12 protein-coding genes are annotated in these 13,386 nt (G+C 39.1%); 4 read left to right on the top strand and 8 right to left on the bottom strand.

Features of this window, described 5'->3' with window-relative positions; genetic code table 11:
• Positions 1-138: 138 nt before the first annotated feature.
• Genes AC07UV_RS16280 through AC07UV_RS16270 form a run of 3 tightly spaced genes read right to left on the bottom strand, consistent with a single transcriptional unit; the run spans position 139 to position 2,795 of the window.
• Positions 139-636: an anthrone oxygenase family protein gene (locus AC07UV_RS16280; RefSeq protein ID WP_282252973.1), complete on the bottom strand. Its 498-nt coding sequence runs from the start codon at positions 634-636 to the stop codon at positions 139-141.
• Between the two features lie 38 nt (positions 637-674).
• On the bottom strand, positions 675-1,760 hold the full coding sequence (locus AC07UV_RS16275; protein ID WP_495184506.1) for an NAD(P)-binding domain-containing protein: 1,086 nt from the start codon (positions 1,758-1,760) through the stop codon (positions 675-677).
• 12 nt (positions 1,761-1,772) lie between these two features.
• Positions 1,773-2,795 (bottom strand): LLM class flavin-dependent oxidoreductase, encoded by a 1,023-nt coding sequence (locus AC07UV_RS16270; protein ID WP_495184505.1) that lies wholly within the window; start codon positions 2,793-2,795, stop codon positions 1,773-1,775.
• Between the two features lie 186 nt (positions 2,796-2,981).
• On the opposite strand from AC07UV_RS16270, the gene AC07UV_RS16265 reads away from it, so the two are divergent.
• From AC07UV_RS16265 to AC07UV_RS16250, 4 genes are all read left to right on the top strand, one after another.
• Positions 2,982-3,575: an HD domain-containing protein gene (locus tag AC07UV_RS16265; protein ID WP_495184504.1), complete on the top strand. Its 594-nt coding sequence runs from the start codon at positions 2,982-2,984 to the stop codon at positions 3,573-3,575.
• A gap of 262 nt (positions 3,576-3,837) precedes the next feature.
• Positions 3,838-4,500 carry a hypothetical protein gene (locus tag AC07UV_RS16260; protein WP_495184503.1) on the top strand — a complete coding sequence of 221 codons (663 nt, stop codon included), beginning with the start codon at positions 3,838-3,840 and terminating at the stop codon, positions 4,498-4,500.
• A gap of 460 nt (positions 4,501-4,960) precedes the next feature.
• The gene (locus AC07UV_RS16255) at positions 4,961-5,197 is read left to right on the top strand and encodes a methyltransferase type 11 (protein WP_495184502.1); all 237 of its coding nucleotides are present in this window, start codon (positions 4,961-4,963) and stop codon (positions 5,195-5,197) included.
• A 186-nt stretch (positions 5,198-5,383) separates the two neighbouring features.
• Complete coding sequence (locus AC07UV_RS16250) at positions 5,384-6,244, top strand: alpha/beta hydrolase (protein ID WP_495184501.1); 861 nt, start codon at positions 5,384-5,386, stop codon at positions 6,242-6,244.
• A gap of 34 nt (positions 6,245-6,278) precedes the next feature.
• Here the strand turns inward: AC07UV_RS16250 and AC07UV_RS16245 are convergent, their stop codons facing one another.
• The 5 genes from AC07UV_RS16245 to AC07UV_RS16225 form a co-directional block, all read right to left on the bottom strand.
• Complete coding sequence (locus AC07UV_RS16245) at positions 6,279-7,490, bottom strand: MFS transporter (RefSeq protein ID WP_282252986.1); 1,212 nt, start codon at positions 7,488-7,490, stop codon at positions 6,279-6,281.
• An 87-nt stretch (positions 7,491-7,577) separates the two neighbouring features.
• Positions 7,578-8,495, bottom strand: a complete 918-nt coding sequence (locus tag AC07UV_RS16240) for a helix-turn-helix domain-containing protein (RefSeq protein WP_282252988.1) — start codon at positions 8,493-8,495, stop codon at positions 7,578-7,580.
• A gap of 347 nt (positions 8,496-8,842) precedes the next feature.
• Positions 8,843-11,500 carry a glycoside hydrolase family 78 protein gene (locus AC07UV_RS16235; protein ID WP_282252990.1) on the bottom strand — a complete coding sequence of 886 codons (2,658 nt, stop codon included), beginning with the start codon at positions 11,498-11,500 and terminating at the stop codon, positions 8,843-8,845.
• Positions 11,501-11,847: 347 nt separating this feature from the next.
• Entirely contained in the window at positions 11,848-12,867 is a 1,020-nt protein-coding gene (locus tag AC07UV_RS16230) for a hypothetical protein (RefSeq protein WP_282252991.1), read from the bottom strand.
• A 14-nt stretch (positions 12,868-12,881) separates the two neighbouring features.
• Complete coding sequence (locus AC07UV_RS16225; protein WP_282252993.1) at positions 12,882-13,055, bottom strand: hypothetical protein; 174 nt, start codon at positions 13,053-13,055, stop codon at positions 12,882-12,884.
• Between the last annotated feature and the right edge of the window lie 331 nt (positions 13,056-13,386).

Here is a 13,386-nt window from a genome sequence, read left to right as displayed (position 1 = left end):
TATGGGTATTTATGTATAAAAAAGGGCCGGTTTAGAAAGCTGAGATGGAAAAAGGGCTACCTCATCAGGCAGCTCTTTCAAGGAATTACAACGTAGCTTGGAATAATATGGAAGGACATATGCCTTTTTGGTGTGTCGTTAATCTTTGGATTTGAAAAATATAAGACTGATAATTAAACAGACTAAGGTTATGAAGGAGAACGTAGTTCGCAGATTATTCCAGAATACCCAAGGTTCCTCGATAAGGAGACGCATTCGATGTAAAGCATCTGACGTTGCATCTGTAATATCTAATGTATCCAATTGATTGTTTAGTGGAACATTCTTTGCAGCTGTAATAATAAATACACCGATAATATAACTTGCACATGCAACTGCGATCAAATAGAACTTTGGAGAAGATAAATCGAAATACATCACAGATGAAGCAATTAACAATAACGGTGCTCCTAAAAAACAGGAATAAAATATCGGATTTAAAATTTCTCGGTTGATATTTTGCATTGCCATCAAATAACCCCTGTCATCCAGTTTGTGAAGCCCCAGATTGACGGAAAACGTATAGGCAAAAAAGAGCCCGGATATTAATGCTGATGTTATCACAGCAGAAGCTAAAGTGATTTCTTGTAGTTTCATTGGTGGTAAGTTTATTTTTAATCTTGACCTAGATAACATTACAAGAGGCTTAATGTTTTTACGAGCTCCCTTGCTGCTGCGCTTCCTGCACGGTTGGCTCCGATTGTGGAGGCGGAAGGGCCGTAACCGACCAGATGAATTCGGGGTTCTTTGGCGACCATTGTGGCCAGTCTTCCATCCATTAAGATGCCTCCATTTTCTTCCCTAGGTAGCACAGCATCTAAATGTTCCAATGCACTTTTGAAACCCGTATTCCAAAGGATAATATCTGCTTTTTCTTCCCTGCCATCTTCCCATTTCACACCAGTTTCAGTGATCTCACTAAACATGGGAAGTCGTGTGAGTGCCCCTCGTTTTTCCATCGCCCGGATTTCTGGTGAATAAGGTAGCCCAGTCACGGATACAACTGATAGCGGTGGTAACCCTTGCCGCACACGCTCCTCCACCATAGCAACAGCATGGTGACCAGCCATATCATCAAAAGGGCCTTCACGAAATAGTGGGGGACGTCGTGTGACCCATGTTGTCGTAGTCACTTCCGAAATCTGATCCAACAATTGGATCGCAGATATACCGCCACCGACTATAATAACGTGCTTGTTTCTGAAATAGTCCGCTGTTTTGAAATCTTTTGTATGAAGCTGCTCTCCTTGAAATAGTGATGCCCCTGGGTAGAAAGGAATATAAGGATTCTCCCAGGTACCCGTGGCGTTAATAATGCCCGCTGCAGAAAACAACGTTTCAGTAGTATCTATATGAAAACGTTGCCCATGCAAGGACACCTTATCAACTTTAAGTGGTCGATAAACTTCTAGCCCATACCTTTTTTCATAGAGATCGAAATAATGTGGGACAGCTATATTTGCCTGTACCTCGGTCTCATTATTTGCCAATGTTTCTTCAAATGACATACCTGGTAGGTCATGGATTTTGTTAACCGTACTTAATGTGAGCGAAGACCAGCGAAATTGCCAAGCACCACCAGGAGCGGGGGCTTCATCCAAAATAATGAAGTCCCGATTAATCTCCAATCCCAATTTCTTTAAATGATAAGCAGAAGAAAGCCCGGCTTGTCCTGCACCGATTATCGCAATTTTGGTTTTGTAACGAATATTGTTTATCATCAATTAGGATATCTAGCGCCAGCCTAACTCAGGCGCAACATGCTCCAAGATAGCCGAAAGTACATGAATATTGTAATCTACACCCAAAGTATTCGGAATAGTCAAAAGAACGGTATCAGCTTCTTGGATAGCCTCGTCCTGAGCCAACTCCTTGACGAGTTGATCAGGTTCCGCTGCATAACTACGGCCAAAAATAGCACGTTTGTCTGCTTCAATGAAGCCTATCTTGTCAGTCCGGTCTGCTTCTTGTCCAAAATAATACCTATCTAAATCATCAACCAATGCAAAAATTGATCGACTGACAGAAACCCTGGGCTCTCCCGGATGTCCAGCTTCTTTCCAGGTTTGTTTATATAGACGTATTTGTTCAGCCTGTTGTATATGAAAAGGCTTCCCATTTTCATCGTACTTTAATGTCGAACTCTGTAAGTGCATCTTGTTTTGGGCCGCCCATACCGCTGTTGCATTTGATGCTGCCCCCCACCAGATGCGGTCACGCAACCCTTCAGCGTGCGGTTCTAACCTAAGTAAACCAGGAGGGTTCGGAAACATCGGATAGGGGTTTGGTTCAGCAAAACCTGCTCCTTTGAGTTTTTCCAGAAATTCTAGCGCTTTTCTACGTCCCATATCAGCGTCGGTTTCACCTTCAGCGAGCTCATAACCAAAATAACGCCATCCGTCTATTACGTATTCAGGCGATCCTCTACTGATCCCCAATTGCAATCGGCCTTCCGAAATTAAATCGGCTGCTCCAGCATCTTCCACCATATAAAGTGGATTTTCATAGCGCATATCAATTACTCCTGTACCTATTTCAATCGTATTGGTCTTCGCCCCAATGGCGGACAATAACGGAAAGGGAGATGCTAACTGATTGGCAAAATGATGTACACGAAAATAAGCTCCGTCTATGCCTATTTCTTCTGCTGCAACAGCTAAATCTATTGACTGAAGTAATGTGTCACTTGCTGTTTGGGTGCTATAAGCAGGGTGTTTGGACCAATGTCCAAAAGATAAAAATCCTATTTTCTTCATTCGTTGGGAAGAGATTTGATGTTTATCAAATTTAATAAATCTATGCTGACCTGTGCCCCTTGGTTTGTCCTATAGATGTCAATAAAATAACAATTAGAATAGTTGGTCTCTAATTGCCATTTGGCAATTGGGAAGGAGTATAAAAGACCTAACTTTGTGTATTGCTTGTACGATAATATATTGATTATGACGCCCGAAAAATTGTTGAAACAGATTGATTTTATCAAGGAGATTGATAAGTTGAAATACATCCAGCGAAGGACTAAGCTTTTTAATAGCGATCGTTGTGAGAATGATGCTGAACACAGCTGGCATTTGGCGCTGATGGCTATTGTTTTAGCTGAGCATGCTGACGAGTCTATTGATCTTCTGAAGGTTGTTAAGATGGTATTGATACATGACATTGTGGAAATTGATGCTGGCGATATCTTTATCTATGATAACGAAAAAGCACATTGTAATACTGAGGAAGAACGATTAGCCGCCAAACGAATATTTGGAATCCTGCCGGAGCAGCAAGCAGAGGAACTCATTGCAATCTGGGAGGAGTTTGAAGCTGGGGAGACTCGCGAAGCACGGTTTGCGAAAGCAATGGACCGATTGGAACCACTGTTGCAGAATAGTTCCAATAATGGGGGAACCTGGAATGAACCTGGTGTAAACTATAATAAGGTGTACGCAAAAAAGAGTGTGATCAAAGATGGTTCGGGCGTATTATGGGAATATGCCGAAAGTTTAATTGATGATGGTGTAAAAAAGGGAATTTTGAAGAAAAGTTGATTTTATAACTGCGGAAATTTACCCATTGACAATAGGGCTTATTTATCTTAAAGTCTTGGTATATTTTTGCAATCACCATTTAATTCAGTAGCACAACTTTACTTGACAAAAAGTATTTTCAATAGTCGACGGTTCCTTTCCGTATTCAAACGAATATTAAATCAACACTGACGAATTGTAAACCTGAGATTACGTTAAGGATTATTTTATATACATTTATTTTGCAATTAGATAAGTATTATATAAAATCTAAAACCAGTATATGGACACGATACAATTTGGCAAATTTGAGCACGACCGTACAATTATTGATAAGTATGTGAAAAGTTCTGCCTTTGGGAAGAACAGGCTTGTCTATGCACCTTTGATTATTGGTATAGGATTACTCTGTTTTCTCGCATTTGCTATTTTTGAAGGACTGGTCGAAACCATTGGTATAGGTGTCATTAGTATCTTGTCCGCCATTGTGGTTGCCTGCTTTATTTTGGTTGCAGTTATTAATCGCTCTGCACATAAAAAGCTTTATGAAGAGAGTAAGACGGCGCCTGTATGTCTCGCAAAGAAAGTCTACGGAAATGATGAGCAAAATATCTACTACTGTATCTATAGTACTGGAGAGACGAGACATGACAGCTCCTTTATTAATAAAATCGCTGAAAAGATTTTTGCCATTCCAACGAATACCAATGACAAGATAGATAAGGAAATTCTGGATCTTTTCAAGATAGATTTTGTAAAACCTGGAGAATTTGCGAAGAAACTTCCGTTGGCATTTACAGATGGGGTAGCGGTTTGGAGACGACAATTTGCTTTAGGCAATTTGCCAAAAGATGCCCAGCAAAAGATCGAAGATAATGACAGGCAGTTTTGTGTGGTAGCGATCGTTCCTGAAAATCCACGTATACTTACAGAACAGTTTTCTTAAGAAGCCATTTAAATCAATATACTAACTGAGCCACATTTTGTCAAATGTGGCTTTTTTGTTTTAATGCTTAATGTGTATTAAAAGGAAAAAAGAGATTGTTTACCGACCGAAATCCGCTTTTTACCGAAAATATATGGGATAAGAGCTCCTTATTTGGGAAATTGGGCCATCATAATTTAACTGCTATAGGTATGGTACATTTCTTTAATGCGTTGATCATTTTGTTGTTTTTTATGGTTTTAACTTTGTTTTCGAATATCGAGACAAAAAAACATAATGAAGTGTTCACTGATGCTCTACAAGTCTATCATACAGATTCAGTAGGTACATCTGACAAGAGGGAACTGACCGATTTACAACGCTTATCAATCGATAAGCAGTGATATGGTCTAAAGGGGGCGGCGATGGGGTATTTTATGCTTCAAGTCTAGAAAGGAAAACTAAATTTTTATAAATTTAAGTGAGATCTAATGCAATGAAAAGGGTTGAGATATTTAAAACGAATGTCAATAAATATAGGGAAGCGCAACAAATCGTTGTGACGCTTCTACAGCTGTTTTCCTCCTATAAAGTTAACTTTGATCTTGACGACGAAGAGCGAATTTTGAGGATTGAATCTTCACAATCGGATATTGAGATAAGTGGGATTGTCAAACAGATGCTCGATTGGGGCTACCAATGTGAACGTATAGAATAACGATGAGCGTCCACGATAGTGGAATCAGCTATAAATGAAATGGGGCTCGGTACAGAATAATAAAAAATATTTTTTTTGTTAATTATTACACTTACTTTCGATTCCAGTATCTTTCGTCCAGATGAAGCTTCTATACCAAAATGAAAATGTCTATGATGGAGGTTCTTTAATAACATCATGTTCGAAATGAAATATTGTAAAATTATCATTCTTTTTATAGCCATAATTTATAGCTGTATCTCTTTTGCACAAACCAAAAGTAATGTACTTTCTAGCTGTCAATCAGAGGTACTTCATTCTAATATTTTAAATGAAAATCGGACGATCAATATCTTTCTTCCTAATAATTATCAGGCCAACGATACGGTAACTTACCCTGTCATCTATGTCTTGGATGGAGGTATGGAAGAAGACTTTTTTCATATTGCGGGAATTGTTCGTTTTGATACACAACCTTGGATTGCAAGATTCCCCAATAGTATTGTTGTTGGAATTGAAGGAAATACCAGAAAACGAGATTTTACTTTCGCTGTTCCAAGCGTTGATTTCCTAGTGAAAGAAGGTTTTCAAAAAAGCAGTTTTCCTACCTATGGCGAATCCGAAAAATACACGACTTTTCTAAAGGATGAATTACTGCCCTACATCAGTAAAAGTTATAAGGTAAACACGCAGCGAACGGTTATTGGAGAGTCGCTAGCTGGGCTTTTCTCAGCAGAATTATTACTTAAACAACCTGATCTCTTTGATAATTATATTATTGTCAGTCCGAGTCTGTGGTGGGGACAGCAGGAGCTATTGAAAAATACCGAAAAGCTATTGGAGACTAATTTGAGAAAAAAAGTGCGTGTATATCTGGGAGTACCCAATAGGGATGAAGATATTAGAATGTACCAGGATGCTGAAGCGTTTTATAAAGTTATCCGTAACAATAAGAAGATGGATGTTATTTTTGATTATATGCCTGAAGAATTACATTCAACAGTTATCCATCAAGCTGTGTATAATGCTTTCAAGAGATTATATCCAAAAACAGCCTATTCTAAGTAGTTCTCCTGATGTTTTTTGTCTGACTAACCTTAGCTTAATGAACTGTTTGTCCATTATTATCTTTTCGTAGTTTCCACATGTACATGATAATTAAGGTCAATAACACGGAAAAAATAAAATAACGCCAAGCTAATCCATTCTGTGTGGTTACTTTGCCGCTAATGGCCACAATAAAGTTGGACAGTGATGTCACAATGTAAACCATTCCACCCATTAGGCCGCCTGCGGTGCCTGCATGTTTTGGGAAAAATAACATGCTGTTGGTGAAAAAGCTCGTAAATAAAACACCTGAAATAATATGAATAAAAAATGCAAAGCCAACCATGATATATAGGCTTTGCTGGAACATACTCACTACGATTAAAGCGACAATAAGTGATGCCTGGAATAGAACAGGAGCTATGATCCGAGGGACGAAATCAAGATGCATACGCTTTTTCGTAACAAACCCACCAATCATCCATGAAAAACCCAGTATCAATGTACAGTAACCAATTGTGACGGATGAAAAGTGAAATGTATTTTCAATAATAAATGGCCCCGTCATATTGAATAGCATGACAATGGAGTAACTAAACCCCAGTACCAGGATGCCCAATATAAAAAGCTTGTTTTGTAACATCATTTTATATAGGTTGAGATTGTCCCTTGTGTTAATCTTTTTCTTTTCGGCAATACTTTCCCCACTGTACAACACTTCAAACAATAATAAGGCACCCGCGTAGAAAGCAAGAAAATAAAAATTAGCCTGCCAATCGAATAGTTTTTCAAGATAACCCCCTAAAAAAGGCGCTAGTATTGGGCCACATGACCAGACGATGGTAAAATAGCTTAGGTAATTTTTTAACCGATCACCTGCATATAGATCGACGAAAAGTGCGCGTGTAGCCACCACCAAAATAGATATGGCTATACCTTGCACTACTCTTAATAAACAAATAAGTAACACGCTGTGTGTATGCGTTATCAATAAGCTGCTTATTATCAGAAGCGTTAATGCCAGAAGCTTCGGGCGATATCGGCCTATACTGTCAAGAATATTGCCTATAAATAACTGGGAAATGCCATAGCTCAATAGGTAACTGGTCAATGTTAATTGAATATCTCGTTCGTGAACAAGTAGACTTTTGGCCATTGCCGGAAACGAAGGTAGATAGATATCTGTTACAAATCCTGAAAGGGGCATGGATACAAATGCCATGAATGTTACTAACCTGATGCGTTGCGAAGATGCTTCTTTTAACATTTTTACTCTTTTTTGTTAAACAAAACTAGAGACTTTTTGGCTAATACCGATGCTATCTGACAAAGTAAAAATTACGAAAATCAAATATTATTTGTTTTTCTGTCTAAACTTGAGGGGAGATGTCTCTGCATTTTTCTTAAAGAAGTTGTTGAAATGAGCTGGTTCATCAAACCCAAGGGTATAACCAATCTCAGCGACATTCCAATCTGTATAGATCAATAGATTTTTGGCCTCCTCATAGATTTTTTGTTTGATGATCTGTGTAGTTGTCTGATTCGTGACCGATTTGACAGAGGCATTGAGATGATTGACATGTACATTGAGCTTTGCCGCAAAATCGGCTGCGGTATGTAATGCAAGTGGGTAGGCGGGAGAATCCAATGGAAATTGTTTGTGAAGTAATTCATCAAACAAACGATACATCCGGACGCTACCCGATTGATCTTGCAACTCTACATCTTCCATTCTCCACTCTAAGGCCAGATGAAGGATTGCTGCCAAATTGCTTTTGATTGCACTACAACGAAGAGGGTAACTGGAATTATTCAACCGGAACATGTTATCGAATAATGTTGTAATCAAATGCAGCTGTCCTTCATCTAAAAAGACGATGGGTTTACTCCATTCTTTAAATAGCGATGTCTTTTTAAATGGCTCAAATGTCTGGCTTCCTGAAAAGAATTCTTGATTGAAAAGGCAAAAATATCCTTCTTGTTTGCTCGTGTCACATATCCATGTATAAGGAATATTTAATGCAGGTAAAAACAGGGCCGGCCGATCGATATATAATTCATGTTGACCATATTTGAACCATCCTTTGCCTAAGATGAGGCTGATTTTGTAAAAGTCACGTCTGTTGTATGGTGTTTTAAAATCACAGTATTTGCGTGGCGAAATATTAAAATGTGATTTTCCGAGTTCAACATCTAGTATATCCCCGCTATTTGTATGGAGATGGCTTAATCGTTTATAGTAATCCTGTAAAGTTTCCAGTGTTTCGCTCATGATTATGCAAAGTTACAAAAATCAAATGTAATACGAGCTCTCTATAATAACCTCTTTTTTCTAGAGCTCCTATTGTATAAAGGGGTACAATTCATTTGACTATGGTCCTTTTGACAGACAAATTGATTTGAATTAATCTTTCAAAGAATGATTGGACGGACGTAAAAATAATATTCCAAACTAAGGGCTTCTTAAAATACCTGTTAAATAGATAAGTTTTTAGACTATGAATAAAATGTTTAAGATGACAATTGTTTGTTGCGCATATTGTTCTCTTCCAAAATTGAGATAAGTCTGTTACTCCATTTATATTCTTATCTTAACCCAGATCTGAGATAGATTAGGTATTAAATTTTACTTTCAAAATAGTATGTACCTGAACCAATTTCTCTTGTTGAATCAGGCAAGACTACTGTGGCCTTACTGTTCGCTGGTATGGTAACCTCAAGTTTCAATAGACCATTTTCAAGTGTCCATGAAGATTTTACCGTGCCATATGCGGTTTCTAATTCCGCAGAAGTACTTGTTATTTTTCCATTCGGTTTGGGGGCGATGACAACCGCTTTATAACCCGGTTCGTCAGCGACCGAATTGATTCCGGCAATCGTTCTGTACATCCAGTCCCCAATTGCTCCATATGCATAGTGGTTGTAAGAGTTCATATCTGGGGTTTGAAAAGATCCATCGGGTTTAATTCCATCCCACCGTTCCCATATTGTTGTTGCGCCCATTTTTACGGGATAAAGCCAAGAGGGATAGCTCTCCTGCATCAAAAGGTCGTACGCCACATCATTGTGACCAAACCTGGTCAGCACATGACATAAATAGGGAGTACCCAAGAATCCGGTTGTGAGGTGATTTCCATAGTCCCGGATATTGGCTACAAGACGATCCGCGCAGGCTGCTCTGAGTTGTTCGGGGAGCATATCAAATTGTAGTGCGAGTACATAGGCTGTTTGTGTTCCCGAAACCAACCTACCCGTAGGGGTCATGTATTCCCTTACAAAAGCGGATTTAATGTTTGTTAGTAGGGTATTGTATTTAATTACGTCTTCCTGTCTACCCAATACATTTGCTGCATCGATCAATAGTTGGGTCGAATGTGCATAAAAAGTTTGCGCAATCAAATATTTATCCGTTACCGCAGCTCTTCCATCGTTGTCATCATTGGGGCGATAAAAAAGCCAGTCTCCGAAATGGAAACCTGAATTCCAAAGATTATTTTTGGCGGTAGATGAGATATAATCTACCCATTTTCGCATGCTCCCATATTGATTTTCCAAGAGCTGTCGATCGCCATAGGCCACATACATATCCCATGGGATAATGGTAGCTACATCTGCCCAGCCGGCAGATGCACCATCATTTGCCCCCAGTACATTAGGGATGACGTGGGGGATTGCACCGTTAGGGAGTTGGTCCGCCTTTACATCCTTTAGCCATTTGGTGAAAAATCCTGACACATCCATATTGTAGGCCGCTGTATTGGCAAAAGCTTGCGCATCACCAGTCCAGCCTAAGCGCTCATCGCGTTGTGGGCAATCTGTTGGTACATCCAAAAAATTTCCTTTTTGTCCCCATTGAATATTATGCTGCAACTGATTCAAGAGCGCATTTGAAGTAGAGAATTTTCCTGTGACCTCCATTGCTGAATATAAGGCGACAGCCGTAATGTTCTCAGCCGTCAATTCACCAGGATAACCTTCTACCTTAACATACCTGAAGCCCTGAAATGTAAAGTGAGGTTCAAAGATCTGTGCTGTGTTTTCCTTTAAAATATAGATATCCTGTGCCTTTGCGGACCTGAGATTTGTTGTATAAAAATTGCCTTCTTTTGTTAGTACTTCAGCATGACTCAGTGTGATCTTGGTTCCGGCTGCACCTTTCGCTTTGAGCATGACCCAGCCTACCAGATTTTGCCCAAAATCCACTACTGTCTCACCTGCCGGTGTTTTGAAAACCTTAAGGGCTTTAAACTGTTCATGTTTCTTAACTGGTGGACCGGCCATCGCAACAAGTTTTTCTGGCCCTTTCTCCATGATGCCAACGTTATTCCATTTATTGTCCTCTTTAAAGCCGATATTGTCCCAGCCGGCTATTTCCATCCTGGCATCATAAATTTCACCGTCATAAATATCAGATGCCATGATCGGTCCATAAGCATATTTCCAGCTTTCATCGGAATTGATCGTTTCTGTTGTACCATCCGTATATTCCACGAGGAGTTGCAGAAGCAATCCGCGTGTGTCGCCATAAAAATTACGTTGATTTCCGAAGCCTATCCGTCCTTTATACCAGCCGTCTCCGAGGCTGACACCGAATACGTTGGTACCATTTTTTAGCACAGTGGTCACATCATAAACTTGGTACTGTAAATGATTTTTATAACTGGTCCATCCTGGAGCAAAATAAGTATCGCTGATGCGCTGGCCATTGATACGAGCTTCATATAGCCCTTTTGCTGTGACATAGACCATTGCAGACTTTAGTTTTTTATTTATGGAGAATTCTTTTCTAAAAATGGGGCTTCGTGCTGAAGTGTCCGTTTCTGCTACCTTGATCCATTTCGCGCTCCAGTCCATAGCGCCGATACCCATCTGAAAGAAATGGGCATCAGACCAGTCGGAGGTATTGCCATGATTGTCTTTTACCCTAACTTGCCAAAAATATCTTCTTTTTGAATGTAGTGCTGCTCCATTATATTTAATCAGTACAGATTGATCTCCGGAGACAGTAGCTTCCCAGACGAGATCTTTTCCAAGGTTTATCGAAGTTTTATTTGTACCTACTCTGATTTCATAAAACGATTGTAAAGTGTTTTTTATCGGCGAATTAATTTTCCAGCTAAATCGAGGATTAGCAGTCTCGATTGCCATAGGATTTTTAAGGTGTTCTACCTTGAGGTCGATTACGCTTAATTTTTGAGCATAGGTCATAAGTGAGAGGATACACAGAAATCCTACTATTACAAATTTTTGAAGCAGGGTCTTTATAAATGGTTTCATATTTGACGATCGGTTTGGCCGGAAATCCGGAATGATACGCTATTATCCGTAATAAACTTGATAGATGCATCATGGGCTATCCTGTTCGATGGTCAGGAAATGATGGTATATCATATGAAAAGAAATAGGTATCCTAAAGGAAAATGCAATTTTCAGCTTGATATAGAAATCAATTAAGGGGAGGATTGGAGTTGGTGAAATAGGAGAGCCTTGGACTCTACTTTTGTTTTAAAACATGTTGGTGCAGAAATGGGCCAATAATTAATGGCCCATTTTTAATGTTTATCAGGACAGTTGTTTTATATATCCTGTGAATTTTTTGGTAATATCCTTTGATTACCATTACCCTACGCAGCTTCAACACGCATTTTTAAGGTGATATTCAACTGATACTTTACCCCAGGTCTAAGATTCCAGCCACCTATGCTGAGGTCCTCGGGAGGTAGTCCGGCAAATGAAAAACCAGACAATAGTATTGTGCCGTTTGTTGTTGGTGCAGTTATGATAAACGCAGATTCTGAGTAGATGATTTTTCCAATTGTATTTTTTAAACCGATTGCCACAGGATTGCCCACACCTTTAAAGGTAAGTGAGCCATTTCCTAAAGCGACATCTACTGCTGCACTCACGGGATCTATTGATGCTCCATTGAGAGCGATGTCTTCAAGCTCCATTCCTGAAATCAACTCTTCTGCACCAGTCCATTTTGTGGTTAAATCGAAAGTGATTTGGCTAAATAGATGCTTTAAATCTGTGTTTAACATATTTTGACCTTCTTTAACTTCAAAAGGCACCTGATCAAGCATAAAGTCCTGATCGGCTTTCAGATCTATAAAATTTACAGTGTTCAGTGTAGCTTCCTTGTCTATCGTAGGCAAGCTTTTGTTTGTCCCCGAGGCGTAGATTACAAATGTATATTTGCCCTTTTCAATGGAAAAATCTTGTTCTCCTTTTCCCTTAGTAAAAGATTTTGTCTCTTGGTAATGACCAGTGGCATCAAAAATTGCTACATGGTAAACAGTACCTTCTTTGAGCGCTCTCTGTTCGCTTCCAGCTACTGTGTTGGCTGATGAAGTCGAAGCTTTTATTCCTAGAGGAACGGTATTGATTGCTGTTAGGGTTGCGACTAACTGATATTTTTGATGAAAAGAGATCTCTTTTGTCTGAACAGAAGCGATCCCGTATCCTGAACTACTTGATTTGACGGTATTCTTTTTAGCCCCCGTGTTAGCAAAGGCCTGGCCAATATTTAATCTTACGGTTGATCCTGCTAGTGATGGAACGGAATTATCCTTACTGCAAGAAGTGATGAGCAAGATTATAATTAACGATACGGCAGATATAAATTTTGTTTTATACTTATTCATAAAATATGTTTCCCTTACCAGTTTAGGTCCTTCGTTTGTGTTTCAGTTTCCCAAGATTCAGTGACCGAGCTCTGTACAGAACCCGTTGAAATACTGTATTCCAATTCTACTTTTTGTGTTTTGATGCACGGAGCTTCGTAAGTGTGTGCAAGGCTGTCTCCAGATGGGTTTTCTTTGTTTTTTTTCATTTTGTTAGCTAAATAATATTTGTGCGATGGTTAGTTTTTAATGAATAATTAAAAACATAACGAAATAAAATTAACTGCAATATTGTAGAAAGGAAACGATTTCCGTTAAGGTTTTTTTTTACTGTAGCGATATCGCTACAATCCTGCAATGTGTTTGTTGGGAATTTGTTGTTGCCTATTGAATTAGCTTTTTATTTAGTTCACCAAAAAGCAGTTTCTCTTTTCAATAGCTCATTTGCTTATGGTGAATAAGATTTGTCTTGGGGATCCCGAAAATTTCGAGACCTTGAAGATAGCTATAATCTTTGATCTAGCTATTTTCTTCTATTAG

It is taken from the genome of Sphingobacterium sp. GW821-FHT03E03, assembly GCF_059420745.1.
The sequence above is the reverse complement of the archived record's forward strand: the minus strand, read 5'-3'. Positions and strand labels throughout refer to the sequence as shown.